The organism is Salinibacillus aidingensis, from assembly GCF_055393355.1.
Window position 1 is genome coordinate 2,536,122 of sequence record NZ_AP043759.1, and the last position, 25,056, is coordinate 2,561,177.

General features: G+C 40.1%; 26 protein-coding genes. 4 read left to right on the forward strand and 22 right to left on the reverse strand.

Annotated elements, in window-relative coordinates; translation table 11 throughout:
- Nucleotides 1-99 precede the first annotated feature (99 nt).
- The 6 genes from ACZ5OK_RS13510 to ACZ5OK_RS13535 form a co-directional block, all read right to left on the reverse strand.
- On the reverse strand, nt 100-549 hold the full coding sequence (locus ACZ5OK_RS13510) for a DUF4362 domain-containing protein (RefSeq protein WP_343842512.1): 450 nt from the start codon (nt 547-549) through the stop codon (nt 100-102).
- Nucleotides 550-671: 122 nt separating this feature from the next.
- Nucleotides 672-1,238 (reverse strand): GDSL-type esterase/lipase family protein, encoded by a 567-nt coding sequence (locus ACZ5OK_RS13515; RefSeq protein WP_343842509.1) that lies wholly within the window; start codon nt 1,236-1,238, stop codon nt 672-674.
- A gap of 527 nt (nt 1,239-1,765) precedes the next feature.
- Entirely contained in the window at nt 1,766-2,152 is a 387-nt protein-coding gene (locus ACZ5OK_RS13520) for a hypothetical protein (protein ID WP_343842507.1), read from the reverse strand.
- 101 nt (nt 2,153-2,253) lie between these two features.
- Nucleotides 2,254-2,784: a VanZ family protein gene (locus ACZ5OK_RS13525; RefSeq protein WP_343842505.1), complete on the reverse strand. Its 531-nt coding sequence runs from the start codon at nt 2,782-2,784 to the stop codon at nt 2,254-2,256.
- Nucleotides 2,785-2,918: 134 nt separating this feature from the next.
- Nucleotides 2,919-3,134 carry a DUF6366 family protein gene (locus ACZ5OK_RS13530; protein WP_343842503.1) on the reverse strand — a complete coding sequence of 72 codons (216 nt, stop codon included), beginning with the start codon at nt 3,132-3,134 and terminating at the stop codon, nt 2,919-2,921.
- 82 nt (nt 3,135-3,216) lie between these two features.
- Complete coding sequence (locus ACZ5OK_RS13535; RefSeq protein ID WP_343842501.1) at nt 3,217-3,594, reverse strand: hypothetical protein; 378 nt, start codon at nt 3,592-3,594, stop codon at nt 3,217-3,219.
- 304 nt (nt 3,595-3,898) lie between these two features.
- On the opposite strand from ACZ5OK_RS13535, the gene ACZ5OK_RS13540 reads away from it, so the two are divergent.
- The gene (locus ACZ5OK_RS13540) at nt 3,899-4,834 is read left to right on the forward strand and encodes an ATP-binding cassette domain-containing protein (protein WP_343842498.1); all 936 of its coding nucleotides are present in this window, start codon (nt 3,899-3,901) and stop codon (nt 4,832-4,834) included.
- Nucleotides 4,835-4,845: 11 nt separating this feature from the next.
- Complete coding sequence (locus ACZ5OK_RS13545) at nt 4,846-5,673, forward strand: ABC transporter permease (protein ID WP_343842496.1); 828 nt, start codon at nt 4,846-4,848, stop codon at nt 5,671-5,673.
- An 86-nt stretch (nt 5,674-5,759) separates the two neighbouring features.
- On the opposite strand, the gene ACZ5OK_RS13550 is transcribed toward ACZ5OK_RS13545, so the two are convergent.
- A complete protein-coding gene (locus ACZ5OK_RS13550) occupies nt 5,760-6,914 on the reverse strand; it encodes an acyl-CoA dehydrogenase family protein (protein ID WP_343842493.1) in 1,155 nt (384 codons plus the stop codon).
- A gap of 120 nt (nt 6,915-7,034) precedes the next feature.
- A complete protein-coding gene (locus ACZ5OK_RS13555; protein WP_343842490.1) occupies nt 7,035-8,120 on the reverse strand; it encodes a PQQ-dependent sugar dehydrogenase in 1,086 nt (361 codons plus the stop codon).
- Between the two features lie 160 nt (nt 8,121-8,280).
- On the opposite strand from ACZ5OK_RS13555, the gene ACZ5OK_RS13560 reads away from it, so the two are divergent.
- Nucleotides 8,281-9,159, forward strand: coding sequence for an SDR family oxidoreductase (locus ACZ5OK_RS13560; protein WP_343842487.1), 879 nt, complete (start codon nt 8,281-8,283; stop codon nt 9,157-9,159).
- A gap of 576 nt (nt 9,160-9,735) precedes the next feature.
- Here the strand turns inward: ACZ5OK_RS13560 and ACZ5OK_RS13565 are convergent.
- From ACZ5OK_RS13565 to ACZ5OK_RS13595, 7 genes are all read right to left on the reverse strand, one after another.
- On the reverse strand, nt 9,736-10,719 hold the full coding sequence (locus ACZ5OK_RS13565; protein WP_343842484.1) for an acyltransferase family protein: 984 nt from the start codon (nt 10,717-10,719) through the stop codon (nt 9,736-9,738).
- 294 nt (nt 10,720-11,013) lie between these two features.
- Complete coding sequence (locus ACZ5OK_RS13570; protein WP_343842482.1) at nt 11,014-11,697, reverse strand: SurA N-terminal domain-containing protein; 684 nt, start codon at nt 11,695-11,697, stop codon at nt 11,014-11,016.
- A 220-nt stretch (nt 11,698-11,917) separates the two neighbouring features.
- Entirely contained in the window at nt 11,918-12,850 is a 933-nt protein-coding gene (locus ACZ5OK_RS13575) for a siderophore ABC transporter substrate-binding protein (RefSeq protein WP_425542234.1), read from the reverse strand.
- A 30-nt stretch (nt 12,851-12,880) separates the two neighbouring features.
- Nucleotides 12,881-13,639 (reverse strand): iron ABC transporter ATP-binding protein, encoded by a 759-nt coding sequence (locus tag ACZ5OK_RS13580; RefSeq protein ID WP_044163184.1) that lies wholly within the window; start codon nt 13,637-13,639, stop codon nt 12,881-12,883.
- Nucleotides 13,633-14,583, reverse strand: a complete 951-nt coding sequence (locus tag ACZ5OK_RS13585) for an iron chelate uptake ABC transporter family permease subunit (protein ID WP_343842474.1) — start codon at nt 14,581-14,583, stop codon at nt 13,633-13,635. Before ACZ5OK_RS13585 ends, ACZ5OK_RS13580 begins: the two co-directional genes overlap by 7 nt.
- Entirely contained in the window at nt 14,573-15,526 is a 954-nt protein-coding gene (locus ACZ5OK_RS13590; RefSeq protein WP_343842471.1) for an ABC transporter permease, read from the reverse strand. The genes ACZ5OK_RS13585 and ACZ5OK_RS13590 overlap by 11 nt, the downstream gene beginning before the upstream one ends.
- Before the next feature lie 399 nt (nt 15,527-15,925).
- Nucleotides 15,926-17,287 (reverse strand): GntP family permease, encoded by a 1,362-nt coding sequence (locus ACZ5OK_RS13595; protein ID WP_343842468.1) that lies wholly within the window; start codon nt 17,285-17,287, stop codon nt 15,926-15,928.
- Between the two features lie 186 nt (nt 17,288-17,473).
- Here ACZ5OK_RS13595 and ACZ5OK_RS13600 point away from each other — a divergent pair, with 186 nt between their 5' ends.
- Nucleotides 17,474-18,616: a conserved virulence factor C family protein gene (locus ACZ5OK_RS13600; RefSeq protein ID WP_343842465.1), complete on the forward strand. Its 1,143-nt coding sequence runs from the start codon at nt 17,474-17,476 to the stop codon at nt 18,614-18,616.
- Nucleotides 18,617-18,754: 138 nt separating this feature from the next.
- Here ACZ5OK_RS13600 and ACZ5OK_RS13605 read toward each other — a convergent pair whose 3' ends face one another.
- The 7 genes from ACZ5OK_RS13605 to ACZ5OK_RS13635 all read right to left on the reverse strand — a co-directional run bounded on the left by ACZ5OK_RS13605 (nt 18,755) and on the right by ACZ5OK_RS13635 (nt 25,029).
- Nucleotides 18,755-19,831, reverse strand: a complete 1,077-nt coding sequence (locus tag ACZ5OK_RS13605; protein ID WP_343842462.1) for an NAD(P)H-dependent flavin oxidoreductase — start codon at nt 19,829-19,831, stop codon at nt 18,755-18,757.
- 256 nt (nt 19,832-20,087) lie between these two features.
- Nucleotides 20,088-20,348 carry an alpha/beta-type small acid-soluble spore protein gene (locus ACZ5OK_RS13610; RefSeq protein ID WP_343842459.1) on the reverse strand — a complete coding sequence of 87 codons (261 nt, stop codon included), beginning with the start codon at nt 20,346-20,348 and terminating at the stop codon, nt 20,088-20,090.
- 99 nt (nt 20,349-20,447) lie between these two features.
- Nucleotides 20,448-20,753 carry an iron-sulfur cluster assembly accessory protein gene (locus tag ACZ5OK_RS13615; protein WP_343842456.1) on the reverse strand — a complete coding sequence of 102 codons (306 nt, stop codon included), beginning with the start codon at nt 20,751-20,753 and terminating at the stop codon, nt 20,448-20,450.
- A gap of 118 nt (nt 20,754-20,871) precedes the next feature.
- Nucleotides 20,872-21,477 (reverse strand): serine/threonine protein kinase, encoded by a 606-nt coding sequence (locus ACZ5OK_RS13620; RefSeq protein WP_343842453.1) that lies wholly within the window; start codon nt 21,475-21,477, stop codon nt 20,872-20,874.
- A 124-nt stretch (nt 21,478-21,601) separates the two neighbouring features.
- Complete coding sequence (locus tag ACZ5OK_RS13625; RefSeq protein ID WP_343842451.1) at nt 21,602-23,224, reverse strand: long-chain fatty acid--CoA ligase; 1,623 nt, start codon at nt 23,222-23,224, stop codon at nt 21,602-21,604.
- A 255-nt stretch (nt 23,225-23,479) separates the two neighbouring features.
- Nucleotides 23,480-24,427 carry an alpha/beta hydrolase gene (locus ACZ5OK_RS13630; RefSeq protein ID WP_343842449.1) on the reverse strand — a complete coding sequence of 316 codons (948 nt, stop codon included), beginning with the start codon at nt 24,425-24,427 and terminating at the stop codon, nt 23,480-23,482.
- A 20-nt stretch (nt 24,428-24,447) separates the two neighbouring features.
- Nucleotides 24,448-25,029 carry a DUF1836 domain-containing protein gene (locus ACZ5OK_RS13635; RefSeq protein ID WP_343842447.1) on the reverse strand — a complete coding sequence of 194 codons (582 nt, stop codon included), beginning with the start codon at nt 25,027-25,029 and terminating at the stop codon, nt 24,448-24,450.
- Between the last annotated feature and the right edge of the window lie 27 nt (nt 25,030-25,056).

Below are 25,056 nucleotides of genomic sequence, written 5' to 3' on the forward strand. Positions count from 1 at the left end.
ACCCTGTTCCTCATTTAACTTTGCAACCCGTTTACTTCTCAATACTGCGCCCTTCTTATTGAAAAAACACCACCCGTTTGTCGAACAAAGAGTTTCTTGCTATTTCCAAATCACTAAAAGCGTATGATCTGCAATATTTTCACAATCATCAAGTAAGTAATCCGTTCTTTCTGCAGTTTCGACCACTTCAATTGATTCACAAGTTGCAGTATTTATGCTCCCCTTCCCATATCTATCCCTTCGTATGTCGGATGTTGATATGATAGCATCACCATCATATTCAAGGTCACGAAGCACTGGGTCACCTTCTGTTGTATATCTGATTACCCTAATACTATCCTTCTGTCCCTTGTCAAAATTGTTTATAAATTTTTTAAATCTATCTATATTTTCAATGTCCCCGTGCATATCCACAATATCTTCAGATGAAGGATGGTAATCTGGAATGTTATCTTCTTTCTGATTTGTATTAGTTAAGTTTTCTGTATTCTGACAACCTGCCATTAACACTATAATTATTAAAACAAATAAAATCTTTGTTGGTTTCATATGTACCTATCCCTCCCATCAATTAGACGGCTTTCATCGAAGGAATGTTTCGTGTTATTCCAATGTTCTGCCTTAAACTGATGGGAGGGAATACCCTTGTTCAGCATCCATCACCCGTTAGCTTAATAACAAACCTCTCTAATCTTCTCTAATAATAAGCCAACAAGAAAATCATAACCTTTGGCTCCAAAATGAAGTCCATCATTTCTTATCCCTTTAAGCATTTGAGGATAGTTATCCAAAGCAATCATCTTTGAAAAAAAATCGATGAAATGGCATCCAGTTTCCACTGCTACATGATTAACTGACAAAGCATAATCGAATAAAACTTCATTAGTTCTCGCAAATTGAACTTTTTCATCAACTGGGGCTGGTGTTATTAAAATTGTTCTTTTAGGTTTAATCATTTGTGTGATTTTATAAATGTTCGTTTTATAAGTTTCTAAATCCACCATTTTATGAAATGCGGCATCATTAGCACCAAACATTACTGTTACTAAATTGGGGTTATATTTAATCACATCATTTTCAATTCTTGATAGAGCATCGTAAGTGTTATTACCTGATGCACCAGCATTTATTACTTCAAAACCTTCCAATTGCACAGCTAACTTTGTTGTAAGCATAGGTGTATCATAGCCTTCTTTTCTTGCCGTAATACTATCGCCAAAACATACTAATTTCTCCACATGACTTCTCCTAATATGTATTTTTTTGTTCAACTGTACTGATTCGTTTGGCCATTTAAGCTTCCTTCACTAATAATGAAACAAAGTTATAATAATGATTTGAAGAAAACTGATCCAAAATATATAAAACTCATACTTAAAAAGACAATTGCAAATGTTGTAATTCCTTTAGGCAATTTTCCATAAAAGTAAATTAAGGCTAAACCTATTGTTATGTGAATCAGTAAAAAAACGAACATTTTTTCCACCTACAGTTCTTATAAGTTAAACTCTTTGCCGAAAGCAGCAAAACTTTAGTCAAAACTAACGAATATGGTTGGAAGTATTAGTTCTAATACTAATATGCTTGTTATTTTAACTCTTTTGATTGAATGTTTATTAGCAATGATTATACACACCTTTTAATTATATTTGTTATACGAACCTTTGTTTCTACATTTCAATAGGAAAAGTCATTTTCCCTCTTGAAGGTTAGCCCCCTTTACTGAAATAATTAAAGAGTCTTATTAGCCTGTTGATTTCAAAAATCACGTCGTATTTCTCTTAAATAAATAGCCAATTACAACAATGCCGAGTAAAGTGGTTACCAAATGAGGTGTTGCAAATATCCAATGAGCTACAAAAGTGGTTGGTGGTGTTCCATCGGATATACCATTACCATTAAAGGCAAACCATAAGAATATAGCAGGTGCTTGAATTAACACCAAGGAAAAGACTATGACCATTTCTACAAAGTCCGCTATTTTATTCTTGTTTATTCCTAAGAAAACAACGATTCCTCCAACAACCAATTCAATGAAACCCCAAGTAATGACTATTGACTCTGTTGGACCAAAAACGCCTATTAAATAAAGCATTCCTGTTAAAATCGTTAATAACCCCAACAAAATTTCCAATTTAGCTAAGTTAATCATTTTTTTCACCCCTTATTACCATCTTCTTACTACTGCTTCTTTTTACAATATCAGGCTGTACCCCTTGTTCCAGATAAGCCTCCGTTTGTTGAAGAACACCTTTAATTATGTTTGGCAGACAACTGAAAGATGCTCTCAATTGTTTTTAGTACAAGAAAGCCTATCACAGAGCCTAAAGTGTTCAATATAATATCATCAACATCAATAGCCCTAATTGGCATCAATAGTTGTACTAACTCAATAAATGTAGAACTCAGTAAACCCACCAATCCAACTCTTAGTACACTACTTAATTTAATGAATTTTAATGCAAGCATAAACCCGAACGGCACAAACAAAATAATATTCCCAGCAATATTTCTTAAAGGTACCATAAAATAAGAGTGGCTCAGTAAGTCTTTTATACTTGAAAATGGTACGAAATTATTTGATGGACCATATCTATGAGGAATACCAATTTCAATAGGGAAAAGGGTCATTCCAATTATCCATAGTACACTCACCAAAAAAAGCAGATTGATTATTTCTTGTTTTAAATCAAATTTTTTCTTCCTATAAATGACGGTAATACCTTTGATAATAAACCATAGAACTATTATTACTATTGCTGGTAAAAGAAAGTATATCCTCAATTCCACACATCCCCGACAAATTTTTTCCCATATATAAACGACGATAAATATTCAAGTTAGTTTCATCCCTTATTAAAGTAACCTGCTCCGTTAGCTTAAGTACATTCCTTCACAAACTTTTACATCCTTCCCTTTTAGCGAAAGAATACAGCATAAATGATAAATGCCAATACCATAAAAAGAGCAAGAATTCCAGTTCCTTTCCAACCCAGACTCCCTGTTAAATCAACAAGACTTCCATTACTTGCTCTATTCGCAGCATCATTCATATCTCCAGCAGGATTTCCTCTTCCCTCCTCTTGTCTTAACCGTTCTCTTCTTTGTTCAGGAGTTTCCTGTTTTTCACTCATTAGCCACTCCCCCCCGTTCCTTTTAATCTATTACTTCATTACCGTCCCCTTGATTAAGAGAGGACAGTCCCCTTATATTAGGTTAATAAGCAATGATTTCCTTTGCAGTCATGACTCTGGTTTCCTGATTCTTGTTCACTTCCTGTGGCCTGGTTAAAATCACTTTTACTAGTTGTCCCTCGTTAAGGTTACTGAAACTCAATCGCTCTCCTGTTTTTGCCTTTATAATTGTTTCTTCGCTAATTTTCACCGTGCATAAATATTGAATGAGATTGTGCTTATCTTCTTCCTTTAAATGAAGATCATCGGTGCAACCTACCAAGACAGAATGATCTTCTGAATCTATCGTCACAATCTCCCCTTGAATCGATACAATTGCTTTTCCTTGTGAAGAAGAACATCCTGTCAGCATGACCATTAAAATAACTATGGCAATACGTATATTCCGGATTTTCGCCACCCCCTAATCCAGTAATGAATCCAATCACTAAACCTTCTATTGTCGATCGTTACTTAAACGTTCTCATTGACTCTACCCTTATGTTAACATAAAATTCCAAACCACTTTATTATTTTATAACCATTTTAGCTGCTCATATCGTGGACCCAACATTATCATTAATTCTCCAATCAGAATTTTTGTCACATGATACTGGACCCTTATCCTCATCGCCCTGTTTATTGAGGGGGGGTTGTTTTTGACTTCTTCCTTCAATAAGAGGATAATATTGAATAGCTATTTTTTTCCAATGGAGGTCATAACTTTGGAATCTATTATTTCTGTAAAAAACCTGAGGAAATCCTACAAGAATACGGAAGCGGTAAAAGGCATTAATTTTGAGGTTGAAGAAGGGGAAATTTTCGGCTTTCTGGGACCTAATGGAGCCGGAAAAAGTACAACCATCAATATGATCTGTACAATGCTGAAGCCTACATCAGGCAGCATTATTATTAATGACTACGATGTAAGTAAGGATAAGGATGCTGTACGTGGCAGCATCGGGATCATCTTTCAGGAAAATACACTTGATGAAAAGCTGACGGCCCATGAAAATCTTATGCTTCATTGTCGTTTTTATAAGGTTCCTAAAGAAAAACGGGAGGAGCGAATTCAGGAAGTCCTGGAAATCGTTGACCTCGTCAATGAACAGAAGCAGCGGGTAGAGACCTTCTCCGGGGGAATGAAACGTCGCCTGGAGATTGCCAGAGGTCTGCTTCATTATCCAAAAGTATTATTTCTCGATGAGCCGACAGTCGGCCTGGACCCGCAGACACGGGCCCATTTGTGGGAATATATTTTACGCTTAAAAGAAAAAGAAGGCATCACCATGTTCCTCACGACTCACTATCTGGATGAGGCTGAAATCAGTGATCGTGTGGCTATCATGGATCAGGGTGAGATTATTGCCATAGATTCTCCAACAGCCTTAAAGGACCAGCTTGGCGGCGATATTATTGAACTGTCTACAGAGGACAATGAGCAGGCCCTGAAGGAAATTAACGAAAAAGTGAAGGAAGCAAAGGTCACTGTTGAAGAGGATACGATTCACCTTAAAGTAGCGAGCAGTGATGCCTTTATCTCATCCTTTATTAAGACATTAAATATTCCAATTACCCGATTAAATATTCGTAAACCGACTCTGAACGATGTATTTTTAGCATTCACAGGCAGAAAAATCGGGGAAACGGTGAAAGAATAGGAGGCCTGATCATGGAAGGAATTATCGCCATTTGGCAAAGGGATCTGCTTAAGTTTTTCCGGGATAAAGCCCGGCTGTTCGGATCCTTCACCATGCCCATACTGTTTTTATTGATCTTCGGTGGAGGAATGAGCGGTTCGATGGAGACAATGATGGCCGGTAGTATGCCGAAAGGGGCAGAAGGATTCAACTATGTGGAATTCGTTTTTCCAGGAATTGTTGCCATGACCCTGCTTATGACCTCGATTTTTTCCGCCATGTCTGTAATTGAGGATAAGGATTTTGGCTATATGAAGGAAATTATGGTATCTCCAATTTCCCGAGTCAGCATTGCGATCGGAAAAATGCTGGGATCAGCGACTGTTGCCACCATTCAAGGAGTTATGCTCTTTTTGCTGATTCCGTTATTAGGGTTATCCTATGATGTGATGGCCTTAATTCAAGTGATCCCTTTTATGTTTTTACTGGGGTGTGCGCTGTCTTCCCTCGGCTTGCTTTTTGCCAGTTTAATCAATTCAACTCAGGGCTTTCAGTTAACTGTACAAATCCTGGTAATGCCAATGATTTTCCTGTCGGGAGCATTATTTCCGATTAGCAATATGCCCGCTTGGATGGATTTCATTGTAAAAATCAACCCTGTGACATACGGGGTCGATGTCATGAAGAAGGTTATGGTTGATATCGAAAATTTATCAGCACCCGTTCTGGATGCCATGGGGCTGAACATATCCTTATTCGGAAGACAGATTACGATTTTTGAAGAAGTTTTATTTATTGGTATTTTTACAACTATTCTTGTTTTATTGTCGACCGTCAGCTTTAAGCGCGCGAATGCCTAGGTACGTAGACCCCCCCGTATCCCATTAAAAGTGATACGGGGCTTTTTGTATTTAATATTTTTGGAGGGTCATCACTTTAATTCAGATTAATCAATGGCTTTTCTGGCCAGCATCTGAATGACGGCATCTTCCATCGGCGGGTTATGCAGGCCGGCCCGGACATCCCGATAATAGCGTTCAAAATCAAAATGCTTGGACAGGCCTCTTCCTCCAACGATCCTCATCGCTAAGTCCACTACCTTGCTGGCTGCGTTTGTCGCAGCTACTTTTACCGCAGCTAATTCAGTTCCCAGCTCCATACGTTTCTCAGGATACTGATCCCATTTTTCTGCAACAGCATACATAAATTGCCGTGCTCTTAGAAGCTCAAAGTCCATTTCTCCAATTTTCTGCTGAATATGGGGTACTTCAGAAATCGGTGTGTTTAGACTGTTCGGCTGATAGCTTTTGGCAAAATCGATCGCATCGTTACGGGCAGCAATAGCAATCCCTAAATAGCAGGCCGGAATATGGAGAAGCCATCCTTTAGGCTTTTTCGACTGCTGCTTCATTTCAACTAAGTGGTCCAGGTCGACTCGTACATCCTCTAATAGTAAATCATCACTGGCGGTTCCACGCATACCAAGTGTATCCCAGGTACGCTCTACTTTTATCCCTGAGGCTGTACTTGGAATGAGAAAAGACCCAATTTCCTCTTTATCCTCAACGTAGGCTGTCACAATATAGTAATCTAACACACTAGCCATCGTTGCAAAGTTTTTATGTCCATTGATGATATAGGAATCCCCCTCTCTTACAGCGCGTGTTTCCGGGATTCCTCCTCTCGATGGACTGCCAGTCGCTGGTTCTGACGCAATACGGTTTACGATTTTCTTTTCCTGGCTGAGTTCCTTGGCAAACCGGTCAAAGACGCTTTCATCCCATAGATCATCCTCTGCCAGTTCTTTGACAACCCCTAAATGCCACCCCATGGAAAGAGCAGTTGAACCGTCACCCTCCGCCAGTTTTTCCTGAACGAGAAGCAATTCATAAATAGAAATCTCCCTGCCCCCGTATGTTTTTGGTAAAGTCAGCGTGACATAATCGGTCTCTTTTAAATCACGCAGGTTATCTTCTGAAAAGGCAGCCTGCTGATCGGTTTCCTTTGCTCTCTTCTTTACACGACCGGATAATTCTTTTACCAGTTGATACAGTTCTTTATGCTGGTCTGTTTTTATAAAAGGGGAAAATAAGTCTGACAATTGAATTCCTCCTCAAAAGTTCATTCTGTTCATATTATTCCGATTTGTTTGATAGGGTTTATGCTATCTATTCTAAATGATTTAAAAAAATGGCACAACTTTTCTGATATCTTCAGTATTTCAGCCTTCTGTTTCCAAATTTATTTTAATCAGCCTATCGTCCCCTTCTTTAGGAGTACCCCGTCCGTCACGGTTATTCGTTATGGCATACAAGGAATCATTTTGAATAAAAATATCCCGCACTCTGTCTCTTTGATCATAAATGACCGTTTGTTCCTTTGTGTCTATATCAAATTCTATAATTTTTGTACCTCTTAATGCTGCAATATACAGTTTTCCTTCCCTGCTATCAATCCCCGATGGAGCCCAGGTTGTATTACCCGTATGATAAAAAGGGGGGATCATTCCCGCTTTTTCTTCACTCCCCTGAATCACTGGCCAACCGTAGTTATTTCCGGGTTCTATCCTATTGATTTCATCATGAGCGGTCTGTCCATGCTCGGTACTGTATAGCTGACCATCCTTATCCCACGCCAGTCCCTGAGGATTTCTATGACCATAGGAATACACATAGGAATTTGAAAATGGATTGTCACTCGGTATACTTCCATCTAATTCCATTCGCAAAATTTTTCCGCCCAATGAATGTAAATCCTGTGCCAGGTCAGCCTCTCCGGCATCACCTGTTGTTACATACAGCTTTTGATCAGGTCCTATTTTCAGTCTTCCCCCGTTATGGATCTGACCACCCGGAATCCCCTCCAGTAAAATGCCAGTTTCCACCCAGGTATCCTCCTGCAATTGTATGCGGATGACACGATTATAAAGACTTCCCTCCTGCTCGTATGTATGATAAGCCAGGGCTTCGTTTGTGGATTCAAAATCCGGCGCTAAAATAAAACCCAGGAATCCTCCTTCTCCGGCATGAACAATGTCTTTTGTAACGTTGATATTTTGTAAGACTGTCCTTCCTGTCTTCCCATCCACTTGTTGAATAGAACCCCCACGCTGGCTTAAATAAAATGTATCCTCAACCTTTGTGATATTCCAGGGGATGTCCAGGTTTTCAGCAATCACTTTGGGGTTTTCGGACTGAATCGTCTCCTTTGCCTCCTGTTTATCCTTTTGCCTGTCAGGAGCCTGCTCATTTTCATTTGTGCAGGCTGCCAGCATTATGATCAAAAGAAACAGCGCTACTCTTTTCATGATTAAATCCTGACCTCCCATTAAAATTCCTTTCCTTACATTTTAGTCATCAGGTACAAAAAATCCTTTTAACCTCCTGTTCCTTACACATACTACTTAAAGGATTACCTGAAATTCAGCTAAAAATAATTTCACGATGAAAACGAAAGGATGATCCAGTTTGAATCAATCCTCACAAAATCAGCCAAAAGCATTTCCTCCTCAGCACCAGCCTCAGCAGCCCGGAATAGAATCGTTAATGAATCCGCGTCCTTTAGTTGAGGATGTAGCATATAAGGGTGCTGATAAACTAAAAAACAAAGTTGCCATTATTACCGGCGGGGACAGCGGAATTGGGGCTGCTGCCGCTATTGCCTTTGCCAAGGAAGGGGCTCAATTGGTGATTCCGTATTTTTCTGATTATGAAAAGGAGGATATTGAGCGTACAAAACGCCGAATAGAAGAGCTTGGGAAAGAATGTCTGCCGATACCAGGGGATCTGAAGGATGAATCCCACTGTCAACATGTAATCAGTCAGACGATGAATCACTTTGGCCAAATTGATATCCTGGTCAATAATCATGCGGTCCAATTTCCTCAGCAAAATTTTCTTGATATTACCTCTGAACAATGGGATTTAACTTTTAAAACGAATATTTATCCATACTTTTACTTAACCAAGGCTGCTCTTCCATCGTTGCAGACAGGAGCAAAAATTATTAATACTACCTCCGTTGTCGCTTATGAGGGAAATGACCAGCTGATTGATTACTCAGCAACAAAAGGAGCCATTGTTGGTTTTACAAGAGCCCTGTCTCAAAACTTAGCCAAACAGGGAATCCATGTGAATGCAGTTGCTCCCGGACCTATCTGGACCCCTCTCATTCCAGCCAGTTTTTCCGAGCAGCATGTGAGCACATTTGGCCAAAACGTTCCCTTCAGCCGGGCCGGACAGCCTTATGAGCTTGCTCCCGCTTATGTATACTTAGCCTCAGACGATTCCGCTTATGTATCCGGGCAAGTGATTCATGTTAATGGAGGCACTATGGTCAGTTCATAACACAGGGCTTGGCGGTCTTCTTATCTGGGTGAAATGTCATTTTGGGCGTGGTGCAGGCACCTGTGACGGACACTCTCCTTGCCTTATGCTTGGGTTTTGGCCTTAATTCCCTCTATGAAGGCCATTCCGTTCTCCACTTTTTCCCTGAGTGTCCTTCATCAACCTGATGAAGGACACTTTAATAATTTTATCCTGCTCTTCCGGGCTTCATGGCTTCCTTTTGCCTGCTGCTCCCACCTTTAAAAAGAAGGCCTCTTAGTTAGGAGCTAAACGTAAACAAAGCGAGACTGGGACATAACTCATTCGCTTAGTCATAAACCGGATGATAGGCTACCTTAGCGGAGGACAGATACGTAGACTCCTGGTCGGCTAAAAGCGGCACGTCCTGTGCCAACGCCGACACTAGAACGTCCTGTTCGTCGTGGGAGGAAGGCCTAGGTGAGACCCCGCAGTGCGATAGCACGAGGAGGCTCACCAGCCGCCCACGGAAAGCGAAGTATCTTTCCGTAGCGGCGGTTCCTACTCCTATCATAATTCGAATTTACCTTTAGCGAATACACTTTGTCAAAGCCTCGCTTAACTACTGAAGACCTTATACGGCTCTATTAAAGGCTTTACCGATTTCGTTACAGGCCGCGAACCTAATAGAAGCGTCACTGCAATAGATAGCACAAGAAATAGCCACAGCTGGCCCGACTCCGTGATTGTTTCAAATATTGGCGTTAAATCCAGCGTTTTCACCACTAATCCATGCAGCAAATAAATGTAAAGGGTTCTCCCCCCTAGATGGGTAAATGGAAAACTTCGGTTCGGAATCAGTGAAAGCACACTAAAGGTCGCCAGGAAGACAGCTCCATAAATAAATAAACGCATCCATATACCATACGTTTCCTCAACACCAATATCTGCATAAGAGGAAGATGCCAGCAGCCAGTCCGTAGTTAAATCACTCAATATAGTATGATAGGAGATGAATAGCCCGATTAAAAATACAATAGCTGCTTTTTGATAAATTGGATTTCTTAAGATTTCAAAATGCTCTTTTTTCAGCTTGTAGCCTAAAAGAAAGACCGGGAAAAACACAAAGGTTCTGGATAAACTCAAGTACGTTCCAATCATTGGTACCATCCCAATAACAAGACCAATTATGAGTGCCAGTGTAAGGGAATAGGGGATTCTGGCAAAGACAATTAACAATAAATGCCAACCAAGCATACTTAGTAAAAACCATAAAGTCCATTCAGGATCGAATAAGGTAAACCCCTGATTCCCCTCTACAACAAGAAAAAATCCGGAAAAAATCGTCTGGAAAATAAAATAAGGGAGCAGTAGCTTTTTCATCAGCTTTTGAGTGTACCCTTTCCGGAATACGTTCTTGGCAAAATATCCGGCAATTAAGATAAATCCCGGCATGTGAAAGGTATAGATAAATTTATACGCCGTATCCAGTAGCTGCGAATGATCGCGATAAGGACTAATCATATGGCCAATCACCACAAGAAAAATAAGAATAAATCTCGCATTATCGAAATAAGGATCCCGTTTTGTTTCAGACCTCATCACGCTCACCTCTTTTTAGCAAAATCATGATCCGTTACAGTATTCGGATCCCTGATCGCCAGGATGGGGATACATCACATTACACTTCATTTACGGGTTTATTACGTGCAGATACCTTCCCCGATTTACATGCGTCAAAACGTATAACAGGAAAAATGAGAAAAAGGCCCATTTGGATAAAGGTTAGTCCTATATTCTGGTTATATATAATATTTCAAAAACAAAAGCATACCTAGCCACTTTGTGGATAGGTATGCCTTTTTAACACCGTGTTATTTCATTTTCATATCCGTTTTAAAGCAGGATTTCAACCTCATTATCTTCTCTTAGCTGATCAAACAGTTTTTGGACTTCTTCCTGCTGTTTTTGCTGTTTAATTGTAGAAACAATCATTTGCTTTACATCTTTAAGTTTAACGTCTTCTTCCGATGATTTTTTTATCTGTTCAAATGCTTTCTGAATTTCTTCTTCTGTTGGTTCACTTACCTCTGTATTTTCTTCAACATATTTACTGAATGCTAACTGATCCGCAATATTACTTTTTATATCTTCTTCTGTTAAATTATTCTTCTCTAAATCTTTTTGGAAGGCCTCATCACTATCATACTGAGATTTATATTGCTGATTTAACATTTCATTAATTTCTTTTTCCGTTGCTTCAAGGCCATTTTTTTCTGCCGCTTGTAACACTAGTTCTTGTCCAACAAATTGATCTAATGCTCTCTTCTCCAATTGTTCTTCAGAAACATCCTGTCCCTGAAGTCTGGAGGAAAATTGCTGATAAATTAAATTGAATTCTTCACCCTTCAATTCTTCACCATTAACTTTTGCTACTGTTTTATCATCATCAACTTGTTTCGTTACTTCTTGATCATTGGAATTTTGGCTTTCTTCCTTCTTGTCCCCATTTTCATCACCTGAACATGCTGCAAGGGTGAGGACCAGAATAACAGCCAAACTTAATAAAAGCTTTTTCATAAATGAATGTTCACTCCTCTTTTTAGAATGCAAATCCTATTGAATCATGTTTGGTTTCATAATTCAAGTAAGATCAAAAGCAGAATAAGGAAGTAATGGGCAATTTCGCGGTATAGCAAGGGATTATTTACAAATGTTTTACAATTACATATCATTATACAAAAAGGGCTGTTCAGCCTGAAAATAACCATTTACGCCAAACAGCCCGTTATTCTTTTATTTACTCCAAACTGCTTTCAATTTCACTGATCATCTCGGAAACGGAAACCAGACCGCCACCGGATAAATACCAGTAATTTGGATCTAAATAAGTAATATGGTCATTCTGATAGGCACGTGTCTTTCTTACAAGCTTGTTATCCAAAGCTTCTTCTGCCAAAACATCCCCGCCAATGGCTGCGGTTCGGTCAATGACGTATAAATGCTGAGGATCTTTTTCCACTAAAAATTCAAAGCTGATGCTCTGACCATGTGTGGATACCTTCAAGTCTTTGGCTACGGCCGGAAGACCAAATACGTCATGAATCAAACCAAAACGTGATTCAGGTCCATAAGCACTAAGACTTCCTTCATTGGACAGAACGACAAGTGAATTTTCCACCTGTTCTGCTTTATCCTGAATGTCCTTTATGGAATCTTCTACTTTCGCCAGTTCTTCCTTAATGAAGTTTTCCTGCTCATAGATTTTCCCCAGGGTTTTCATATTTTCTTTAAAGGATGCCATATATCTGGTCGTATCCACCCCAAGGAAAATTGTAGAGGAAATATCGTTCAGCTCCTCATATAAATCCTGCTGTCTTCCTGAAATAATAATCAGATCAGGATTGATTTCGGCAATTTTTTCAAAGTCCGGTTCTTTTAAACTTCCTATGTTCTCATATTCATCCGATTCAAACTTGGATAGATAAGGCGGAAGACTCGCTTTCGGTACGCCTGCTACTTCAACCCCCATCTTATCAAGGGAATCCAGAATACCATAGTCAAACACGACAACCTTTTCCGGATTCTTCGGTACATCAGTCTTACCTAGCTGGTGTTCAATCGTGATCGTTTCTCCTCCTGAAGTCTGTGATGAATCAGAATTTCCTCCACCACATGCGCCAAGTACCAATAAGGAAATGAAGACAACCCCTGCAATTCCCATCTTTTTGATATTCATATGACTCCTCCTCACTGAATCACTCTATGAAAAATACACACATATTTTATTGCCGTCGATGTTTTCGATATTAAAGTCCATTCCGTATACTTCTTTTAAAACAGATGGCTCAATGATTTCATCTGTGGTTCCTTCCTTCACCAGTTTCCCATCCTTTAATGCGACAATGTAATCGGAATAACAGGAAGCAAAATTAATATCGTGTATAACAATGACAATGGTCTTTCCCATGTCATTAACAAGCTTCCTGAGTGTTTTCATAATCTGAACCGAGTGCTTCATATCCAGGTTGTTAAGCGGCTCATCTAAAATGATATACTCTGTATCCTGGGCCAGCACCATCGCTATGTATGCACGCTGCTTCTGACCTCCACTTAATTCATGCAGATATTTATCCTGCATATCCTCAAGACCCATATAGGCAATGGCATCATCTACAAATTTCCAGTCCTCTTTTGTTAAACGCCCTTTTGAGTAAGGAAAGCGCCCAAATGAAACCAGTTCCTTCACACGTAAGCGAATATTAATAAAATTAGATTGCTTTAAAATGGCGATTTTTTTAGCAAGATCATTGCTTTTACAGCGGCTGATTTCCATTCCATCGATATAGACCTCACCTTCATCCCTTGCAATTAGACGAGCAATCATGGATACAAGGGTACTTTTACCAGCCCCATTCGGTCCGATAAAAGAAGTGATTTTTCCCTTTTGAATGTTTAATGATACATCTTCTACAACTGGCTTATCTCCATACTCTTTTAAAAGATTTTTTAACTCTACCATTTTTTACTCTCCTTTAACAAAAGATAGATGAAATACACACCGCCGACAAAGTTGACAATCACACTTAATGTTGTGGAGAAGGTGAAAACTCTTTCCACCAGCAGCTGGCCACCAATTAACGCGACGAAACTGATTAAAACAGCACCCAGAATTAAGTAATGGTGACGATAGGTTCTCATAAACTCATGGGCCACATTGGCAACCAGCAATCCTAAAAATGTAATGGGGCCAACAAGGGCTGTGGAAACAGAAACCATCACCGCAATAATAATCAGCAGACGCTTGATTACATAGTCGTAGTTGACGCCTAAATTAACAGCCTGGTCCCTACCTAACGAGAGAACATCCAGGTACTTAAGAAATTTCAGTGCGTATAAGGTTATCGCTGCCAGACCAATACTGGATATGATTAAAAGCTCATCATTGACATTGTTAAAGCTTGCAAACATCCGATCCTGAACGACCATAAACTCGTTAGGATCTAATAAAACCTGCATAAAGGTTGATAGACTTTCAAATAATGTACCAATCACTAGCCCGATTAATAGAAGAAAGTAAATGTTCTGCTGCTCGCCTTTAAACAGGAGTTTATATAACAGGCCCGCAAAAGCAATCATAAGTCCGACAGAAAGCAGGAAATTCATATTTTGATTGAGCATGGTCAACTTCATAGAACCAAATGCAAAAATCAAAAAGGTCTGAATGAGCATATATAATGAATCTAAGCCAAGGATACTGGGAGTCAGAATTCGATTATTTGTAATCGTTTGAAAGACAACGGTTGAAAATGCAATCGCAGCTCCTGTCAGGATTATAGCTGCGAGTTTTGTGATTCTTCTGGATAATATATAGCTCCAATTCCCGGAAATATCGGTAAATAAGAATACGAGAATAAGAATTGCGCTTAGTCCAGTTAAAACGGAGATCTTTGTCTTATAGCCCATATGCCTTTCTCCTAACTAGTAAATAAACAAATATTGCACTTCCAACAACACCTACTGTAAGTCCTATAGCGATTTCATAAGGATAAATAATGACTCTGCTTAAAATGTCACATGCAAGGACAAATATGGCCCCAAGCATCGCTGTGTGCGGCAGATTGTTTTTTAAATGATCTCCTCGATAAATGGTAACGATATTCGGGATGACCAGACCCAGGAAAGGAATCATTCCTACGGTTAAAACAACAACAGCGCTCACCATCGCAACTATGGCTAAGCCAATATTTACGACCTGACGATAATTCAGGCCTAAGTTTTTTGCGAATTCCTCTCCCATCCCGGCAATGGTAAAGCGATTAGCAAAAAAGTAAGCCAGGATCAGCAGCGGGATGCTTAGAAATAACAATTCATAACGACCCTGAATAATTAAAGAAAAATCTCCTTGAAGCCAGGACGACATGTTTTGGATCAGGTTATTTTTGTAAGCAAAAAAGGTCGATAATGAATTCACAATATTCCCGAACATTAAGCCTACCAGTGGGATGAATATCGTATCCTTGAATTTCACCTGGTCAAGGATCTTCATAAAGATAAAGGTCCCCAGTAAAGCAAAGGCAAAAGCAACAAGCATCTTTTGTAAGGGACTTGCTGAGGTGAAGACCATCAGCGAAACTAAGATCCCAAACCGGGCAGAATCCATCGTACCTGCTGTTGTGGGCGATACAAACCGGTTTCTTGTAAGCTGCATCATAATTAAACCGGCGACACTCATGCTCATCCCTGCAATAATAATGCTAATTAAGCGTGGCACCCTGCTTACATATAAGATTTGTACCTCTTCACTTTGCAGGTTCAATAAATCGGATGGTGAAATATCCGATACACCGATAAACAGTGATATCACGGAAAGAATCAGAAGTACAATGAGTAAATATCTCTTCTTCATGTAAATTCCTCATTACCTGTAAAAATTAAAATCATTTTAATCTGGACCAACGTTGATCTGATTTTTATCTGCCCACATTAGAATTATTTCAAATAATGAAAATGAGATTCATTATCAATTAGACATCTCCATTATAGCTCATTGATAATGATTGTCAATACATATTCAAGAGAACTTTTTTTGTTATTTTAGGAGAGTTTGTCGGTTGGGGATGTGGAGGTGCTCCTTCTGTGCCGGGAACAGGGCTGGTGGATATACATCTGAGGAATCAGCCGTTTAGTCTCAGTTTTTCCCTCAAAACTTGAAGTGGGGATATTACGGCCAGTTCATGCGTGATAAAAAAGCTTCCAAAGCAAATGACTTTGGAAGCTTAATCTCACTTCATCAACTGGCAGGACATTAGACGAACAGAATCCACAAAATAAAGGTAAAAACAAAAGCGACGATGCCCTGGAGGAGTGTGGCTGCTGTCTGGGCTTTATACGCCTGTGTCACGGACATACCACTGAATTCTTTTACCACCCAGAAATAACTGTCATTCACATGGGATACGACCATAGCACCTGCTCCAATGGCCATAACAACTAACGCAAGAGGAACAGCACCTGAAATACTTACTTCCATCAATAAAGGCGCAACAAGTGTAGATGTAATAACAATTGCAGCCGTTGAAGAGCCTTGAGCCGATTTTAAACCTGCTGCAATCAGGAACGGAATCAACAGGAACATGGCACCGGTAAAAAATGCATTGTCGCCAAATCCCTGAATATATTCTGCAACAGAAGTAGAACTGATTACATTCCCAAAAGCGCCCCCTGCTCCTGTAATAAGTAAGATTGGGGCTGCTTCCTTTATGCCCATTCCAATCCACTCAGACAAAGTCTCTTCATCGAATTTAGGCAATAGTAGAAAGGCAAACAGAACCCCTGCCAATAAAGCAACGACCGGTGAACCTAAAAATAGAAATATGTCAAAGATGGTACCAGACCACCCTGCGAATGTAATCACAGATCCAAATCCGATGAGCAGAATAGGGACAACAATTGGCATAAAGGATTTGGCAGCAGACGGCATTTCTCCAAACTGATCAATGATCGTTTGATAGTCGTAAGGAGATTGGTCATCAGCCTCTCCTTCAATTTTAATTTTTGTACCGACTTTCACAGACCATATATAGCCCATAATAATTGTCGGAATGGCAACCACTACACCAATCAGAATAATGGTTCCCAGGTAATTTTCCGCCCCAATGTTTCCTGCTGCAGCTATGGGTCCGGGAGTTGGCGGAACTAACGTATGGGTCGCAAATAAACCTGTGGCTAACGCAATTGCCATTGATGCGACTGCGACCTTAGCTTTTTTAGCCAATGCTTTTTTGAGTGACGACAAAATCACATAGCCTGAATCACAAAAAACAGGTACACTGACAATTGATCCGATCAGGCTCATCGCTAGTTGAGGCCGTTTTTCCCCAACTATACGCAGGATTACTTCAGCCATTCGAAGGGCAGCACCCGACTTTTCCAGAATAATTCCAATGATGGTTCCAAACACAATAACTAACCCGATACCACCCATTAAACCTCCAAATCCGCCATTAACAGCTTCAACAACATCCATTAACGGCAATCCGCCAAAGAGACCAATGCCAAACGAAGCCAGTATAAGTGATATAAAGGGATGAAGCTTCCATTTGGCCGTTGCAAAAATAATAAAGAGAACACCTAAAACAATCAGCACTAACAGACCGAAACCTTCCATGTAACCACCCCATTCATTTTTGTTAAATTATCATAAAATTATGAAAATTCCTTTACTAAGGCATATGTCTCTTGTCCGTTTTATATACGAAGATCCTTTCATTCACCCAACAGGTTACCTTTGCTTTTCTTTGTCTTCCGAATCGTTTACAATAATGGCAAAGAAGCTGTCAGTGAGGTGGTAGTTATGAAGATTATTTCAATTGAACCGACACCAAGTCCGAATTCAATGAAGATTATTCTGAGTGAACCATTGCCTGAAGGAGAAACATACAATTATAAACCGGATGACAATCTGGATAATGCTCCTTCATTTATAAAGGATCTGTTTGCCATTGAAGGGGTAAAAAATATTTATCATGTGGCTGATTTTATTGCGCTGGATCGGAATCCAAGGCTGGCATGGGAGGAAATCTTACCTAAAGTGCGGGAAGTATTTGGAGAATCCGGCGAAACGGAAAATACACAGGAAGCTGGTGCTCTGAACCGGGAGCCATTTGGTGAGATCAGTGTGTTTATTCAAATGTTCCGGGATATTCCCATGCAGGTAAAAATTGAGGACGGAAATGAAGAAAAACGATTCGGCTTACCTGAGCGGTTTATGAATGCCGTCATGAAAGCTTCAGCAGAGACACCATCTTTTGTAATGGAGAGAAAATGGGTGGAGCAAAGTCCTCGTTATGGAGCTCCCGAAGATATCGGAGAAGATGTTGTGGAAGAATTATCCGCGAGCTATGATGAAGAGCGTCTGGATGAATTGGCCGAACAGGCTCTTCACCCCAAACCGGAAGAAGAGTCTGCAAAAACGAAAGAAAAACATAAAGTCTCCTTGGAAACACTGGATCACCCGGATTGGAAGGTACGCTATGCAGCATTAGATCGAATGGATGATCCAGACTTGGAAGATTTGCCTGTTTTAGATAAGGCCCTGGATGATGAAAAAATGTCTGTACGAAGGATTGCAACGGCCTACTTAGGTATGATTGAAGATCGTAAAGTCCTCCCTTATCTTTATAAGGCGCTGCAGGACAGAGTCGTTACGGTTCGCCGGACAGCGGGCGATTGCCTTTCAGACCTTGGTTTTAAGGAAGCTATACCGGAAATGGTTAAAACCTTAAAAGATTCGAGTAAGTTGGTGAGATGGAGGGCAGCCATGTTCCTATATGAAGTGGGCGATGAATCGGCTCTTCCTGCCTTGCATGAAGCCGCGGATGATTCTGAGTTTGAAGTTCGTCTCCAAATTAACATGGCCATTGAACGCATTGAAGGAGGACATGAAGCTAAAGGTTCTGTCTGGCATCAAATGACTCAGGCGACCAATAACAAATAGATAACCAAAAAACACAGCCCGGAAATTTAGCAAAAAAATGAAACTGCACTCAAAGGATGATTTGATCCTTAAGGGTGCAGTTTTCTGCTTGATAGGAGAGCTTTAAGAATGAACGATTTCTATCTTACAATGAACTGTTTATTCCACACTTACCTGTTTCGCCTCCGTAATGACACTCTCCATTAATGTCTTTACCGTTTGATCTTTCGCAAGCCTTGGACTTTGACCGGACCATAAGGACATATACTCCGGATTCCCTTGTGATGCAGAAGCTTTCCTGATTCCTTTTGTTAAGCTATTCTGTACTGGATAATCAGGGATAGTAGCTTCCTTCTGACTGAACTCAGAAATAAACTGATTATGTATGCCTCTTGCCCATTTACCTGAAAAGGACCGGGTCAAAACAACCTGATCTTCCTGGGCTTGAAGGATTTCCTGTTTATGCAGGGGATTGGCTCCACTTTCCTTACATGTCAGAAATGCCGTTCCCATCTGTACCCCCTCAGCTCCTAAACAGAGAGATGCCATTAAGCCTCTTCCATCCATTATTCCTCCTGCCGCAATAACCGGGATTCGAACCTGGTCAACTACCTGAGGAATTAAAGACATCAAGCCAACTAAACCATCCTGATTATCCGGACTGAAATCCCCCCGATGTCCGCCAGCCTCACTCCCCTGAACAACAACGATATCCATACCGCTTCGTTCAATTTCTATTGCTTCTTTAACTGTTGTAGCTGTACCTATTAATATAATATCCTGACTTTTCAATTGCTTTACGGTATCCTTGGAAGGAATCCCAAATGTGAAGGAGCAAATCGGAACCTCTTCTTCCTGAATTACTTTCATTTGTTCCTGAAAGGTTTCCAGTAAATGATCAAATACAGGAGCATCCGTCTTATCATCAGGAATATTCAACTGGTTACGGATAGGTTGTAAGGCCTGATTTGCTTCTTGCCATTCCTTTTCGGTCGTATCAAATTCACCGGGAACAAACAGATTCACACCAAAGGGAGCATTCGTTAATTCTTTGATTTCTCTAATTTGCTTTCTCACTTGATCCGGAGTCATATAACCTGCTCCAATCATACCTAATCCCCCGGTATTCGATACCTCAGCAACCAATTCTGATGTAGTTACACCACCAGCCATAGGGGCCTGAATAATCGGATACTGAATAAGCAAACGTTCAGTCACCTTCGTTTTCAAATCCATCTATACACCTCATTTGTAAATGATTTAAAAAAGCTGGAAATCAATTTCATTTGACCTCCAGCTTTTCCCAAGATTATATCACAAAATCCGATTAGTTTTCAGAATTATCTATCACCTCATATTTTATTGTGTTCTGATGGAATCGTATCCTGATGATGAAGTTGTCAGTGAGGAAATGATGAATGAGATTTATCAGCTTCAACATAAATACGGATATAAGTAGGGAGCTATCTGTATATGATAGCTCCCTTTTCTATTACTGCTTTCGGTTATATTGCTCTTCAGCCATTTTTATCATTTCCCGTACCATGTTGCCGCCAATTTCGCCACCAATTTTCCCGGCATCCTTTGCTTTTAAATCCCCATTGTCACCGTGCTGAAGGGGTATTCCCTGTTCCTCAGCGATTTCATATTTAGCCTCATCGGGAGAATTGGTATGAGCAACTTGTGCCTTCAGATGGTCCAGGCCTTGGCGAGCCTCTGGTACAAGAATTTTATTGTTATTTCTTTCGGTCATCCGTATCTCTCCTCTTTTCCAGATTCGAGTATGACCTTTCTGCGGGGAAACCCTTGCCCCCTCTCATTATGTTTTACTGAATGGAGGGATTTATGAAATTTAATGGTGATGATGGTGTCCCTTTTTCGGATTTGTAACGACAAACTCTTCTTCCGGAACCTGGAAGAACTGAATCCAAATCCCATCCAGCCATTCTTCTTCCTGTTTACTTAATAAAATTTCTACATCTTTATCTGTCTTTACAATTTCATCATCTTCTTTAGGTGTATCGATACCAATATCATAATGGGCGTGATCTCCGTGTACATGGGAAACACTGACCCGTATCATTTTTCCTTCAGCTTCCTTGGTCGCTAACATACGTTTGAGTTCCTTACCGGCTAAGCGGTTGATTTTTACTTCCATGTTTAGTCCTCCTAAAAATTCATCTTTTCATATTATATCCTTAATTTTAGACAAAAATAAAGCAAAAGGGAATTTCAGCTATACTATTATGCACACAGGATGTTTCCGTATTATCAGGTTAGAAAATAGACTGAGGCAGCAATTTATACCGATATAGACGCACAATCATTTCAATAATAAGCTTTGGAAACTTTTTCGGGAAATATTTTAAGCGATAAAATTTCTGATAGGTGGCCTTTAAATCGTCCCACTGCCTGCATTCTTTGGTTTGTTTAAAGCGGGCAACATCAATAAGCTTTACCTGCCCATGACCGGTAAGAATGATATTTTTCAAGTGAGTATCAGAAGGGTTTAATCCCTTTGATTTGGCAAAATTCATCGCCTGATCTACCTGTTTTACCATCTCAGGAGTTATTTCAATTCCCTGACATAGGCATTCATAAAAGGTAATCCCAGATAAATATTCTAAGATAAAATAATTCCTGCCTTCACCATAAATAGCAGGGAAATACTGATCGTTATTTAATTGCCTGTAAATATTTATTTCCTGCTTTGCCAGGTATTCGCAGGAGGGATAAAATATTTTAACTGCCTTGTCTGTATTTGCAACTTTAAATACAGCAGCACTTCTTCCTTTACCGATTAAGATAAGCTCATCAGGATGTGAACGAATCCTTGTTTTGTGAAATGTCACCTTCTCAACCAAATCCCCAATAGGTTTCATTCTGGATTATCCTCTCCATTTCAGGTCTTTTCCACTGAACATTCCCGGGAAAAAGAAAAGTATGTGATTCGTTATCACATACCTTTCTTTTATCATATATTTTTTTCAATTGCATTTTATGTGCTTAAGCATTCTCCATTAAATGATCCTTTAACTGATCCCGTAGCGAACGTTTCAGGAATTTACCAACGGAGGTTTTTGGCAATTCATCCATAAAGACAATATCATCCGGAAGCCACCATTTCGCAAATTGAGGACGCATATAATCCAGCAGGTCTTCCTTTCCTATTTGATCCTTATAGGCATCTTTTAAGACGACACATGCAACAGGCCGTTCCATCCACTTCGGATGTGGAACGGCAACGACGGCAGCCTCGAAAACGGCTTCGTGTGCCATAAGTACATTTTCAATATCAACGGAAGAAATCCATTCTCCGCCACTTTTAATTAAATCCTTCGTACGGTCCACTAACTTAATATTTCCTTCCTCATCAATGGTTGCAATATCACCTGTATGCAACCAGCCATCCTGGAAGGCATCAGCTGTGCGCTCATCATTATAATATTCACTTGCAATCCACGGGCCTCTGACAAGCAGTTCTCCCATCTCTTTTCCATCTGCTCTGACTTCTCCACGATCGTTGACTACTTTCGCCTCCAGCCCAGGGACAATAATTCCCTGTTTGGAGCGGACATCAAGCTTCTCTTCTTCAGGTAAATCCTGCTGATAACTTTTCAGTCTTGCTGCAGTCACAACTGGAGTGGTCTCTGTTAAACCATAGGCATGTAAGAATGGGATCCCATGCTGTGATTCAAAGGCACGAATAATCCCTCGAGGGGCAGCTGATCCCCCGCAGACAACTGCACGTAAGCTGCTCATATCATAGTCGTGCTGCTCCAGTTCGTTTAACAGTCCTAACCAGATGGTTGGTACACCCGCTGTCAAAGTAACCTTTTCTTCTTCAATGAGTTCAGCTAACAGCTTTGGCGTGAACATTGGTCCTGGCAAAACCTGCGTGGTTCCAAACCATGTGGAAGCAAACGGAAGTCCCCAGGCATTCACGTGGAACATCGGTACAACCGGCATCAATACATCAGATTCGGACAGACCAAGCGTATCACTTAATCCTAATGCCATACTATGCAGGACGAGCCCGCGATGGGTATATTCCACTCCTTTAGGTTTTCCTGTAGTTGCAGATGTATAGCACATGGCTGCGGGATCATTTTCATCTAGTAGGTCAACATTATAATGATAGTCGGAATCCCCCTCAGCAATAAGGTCTTCATACGAATATACAGGTGAAAGTGATGTTGAAGGCACTTGATCTCCATCGGTCATAATGACATAAGCCTTTACAGTTTCCAATTTATCCTGAACCTGTTCAACCGCTGGAATGATATCTTCATCAATTAACAGTACTTTATCTTCCGCATGATTCAGGATGTAGCTCAAATGCTCCTGAGACAGCCGAAAATTAGCCATATGCAGTACGGCTCCCATGCAAGGTACAGCAAAATAGGCTTCTAAATGACGATGATGATTCCAGGCAAGTGTAGCCACACGGTCTCCCTTTTGAATCCCCAGCTTTTCCAAGGCACTGGATAGGGCACGTGCTCTCTGCCCGATATCTCTGTAGGTCAGACGGTGAATGGTTGAACCTGTCCGGGAGATCACCTGTTTTTTGCTGAAGTACTTTTCAGCCCGTTCAATCTTCTGAACTAACGTTAAAGGCGTATTCATCATTGTTTATCAACCCTTCCTGTAATTTGAAAATATTTAATATTCAGTAAATTTTAAGTAAAAAAATAAAACGGTTACCAACTGTATGCACTTTATATTGTATGCGTTTTCACAACTGATTGCAATAGTCTGTTTTCTAATCCTCCAAGTACCCAGCCAGGCACACCTTTATAAAAGGATCACCGATGGCTGCAATACCCAAAAATTAAGAAGGAGCAGATTCTGCTATGAACCTGCTCTTTTCTTACAAAAAAACGATTACTTTGTATTTTGCTCGATAAATGAACCTACTCTCTGCTGAAATTCTTCTGGCGCTACTGTAAATGCTTTAGTGTGTCCTGCATCCGGTACAATCCACAATTCCCTTTCCCCACCTGCTGCTTCATAAATCTCGTGTGCCATGTCAGTTGGAACGAGCTCATCAATCGCCCCATGGATAATAAAGAGCGGTTTTGTATTCTTCTTTACCTGCTCCATAGCCGAAGCCTCTTCAAAGGTATAGCCTGCCCGCACCTTCGTAAACAGACTTGTGAGATCCAGCAATGGGAATGAAGGCAATCCATATAAGTATTTTAATTGGTGGGTTAATTCCTCTTTGACCGTTGTGTAGCCACTATCAGCAACTATCCCCTTTACTTCTTCAGGCAGCTGCTCCCCGCTTGCCATTAAAACAGTGGCTGCACCCATAGAATTTCCATGCCAGAAGATCTGTTCAGCGTTTTTCTTTTCTATTAAAATATCAGTCCAGCCTAATATGTCCTTGCGATCATGCCAGCCGTAGCCAATATAGTCTCCTTCACTTTCCCCATGTCCTCGTGCATCAGGCATTAATATATCAAATCCCTGATCATAATAGAATTTCACATAATCATCCATCTGTTCTTTGTGACCGCGATAGCCATGAGCCAGTATCACTGCTTTACCTGTTGACTGCTCATTTTTCAGGAAGTCCGCTTTTAAGGTTAAATCGTCATAGGAGTTCTGTGTAATGGTTTCAAAAGATTGATTCTGGTACCACTGCTTTGCTTCCTGAAGAATTTGGTGTTCAGCTTCCACCTCTGCTGTTGCCGGCTCTGATCCTCGATAAAGCTCTACTTCCTGTCCACGCTTAACGGCCTCGCCATAAAAATAATTGACGGCAAATCCTGCGCCAATGATAACCAGTCCTAAAAAAATACTTGCGATAATGATAATCTTTTTCTTCATCCTGCTCCCTCAATTATATTCTATTTTTTATCATCAGTTTCTGATAACTCGTCTACCAGTCTCTCAGCCGCACGACGGTAAAAATTACTCATATTTACAAAAGAAGAAATAAGAAATACCTTTTTTAAGTAATCCAGATCCTCTTCATCCAGTTGATTGGCTATTTCCTCCACCTTTTCTTCACTATCTCTTGTATGATTGGAAAAGGTCTCCGCATTTTGTTCAGATAAATGAATGTAGCTGCGGTAAAATCGGTCGAGATCAAAGTCTCCCTCAGTCATTTTTTGATTGATACCTTCTAAGACTGCTTTTATATCATTGATAGATAAAGCGCCTTTAAGCTGATAGATTAAGCTGATTAATAATACATGGTCTTTGGAATATTTTTTATTTGTAATCGGAAAGAACAGCTTGCCCTTCGCATAATTATTTATCATCGTTTTGGTTAAAACTTTATCCTCTTCATGTCTCTTTGAATCTTTATATTTTTTCTCGAATAATTGAATCACCTGATCCATATATAAGTCCAGGTCCGGTATATCCTCCGGGGTTAAGTGGTTGTACAATTCCAATTCTTCAAGTAACTCATCGATATTTTCCATAAAATTTCCCTCATTAAAATGGTTTTA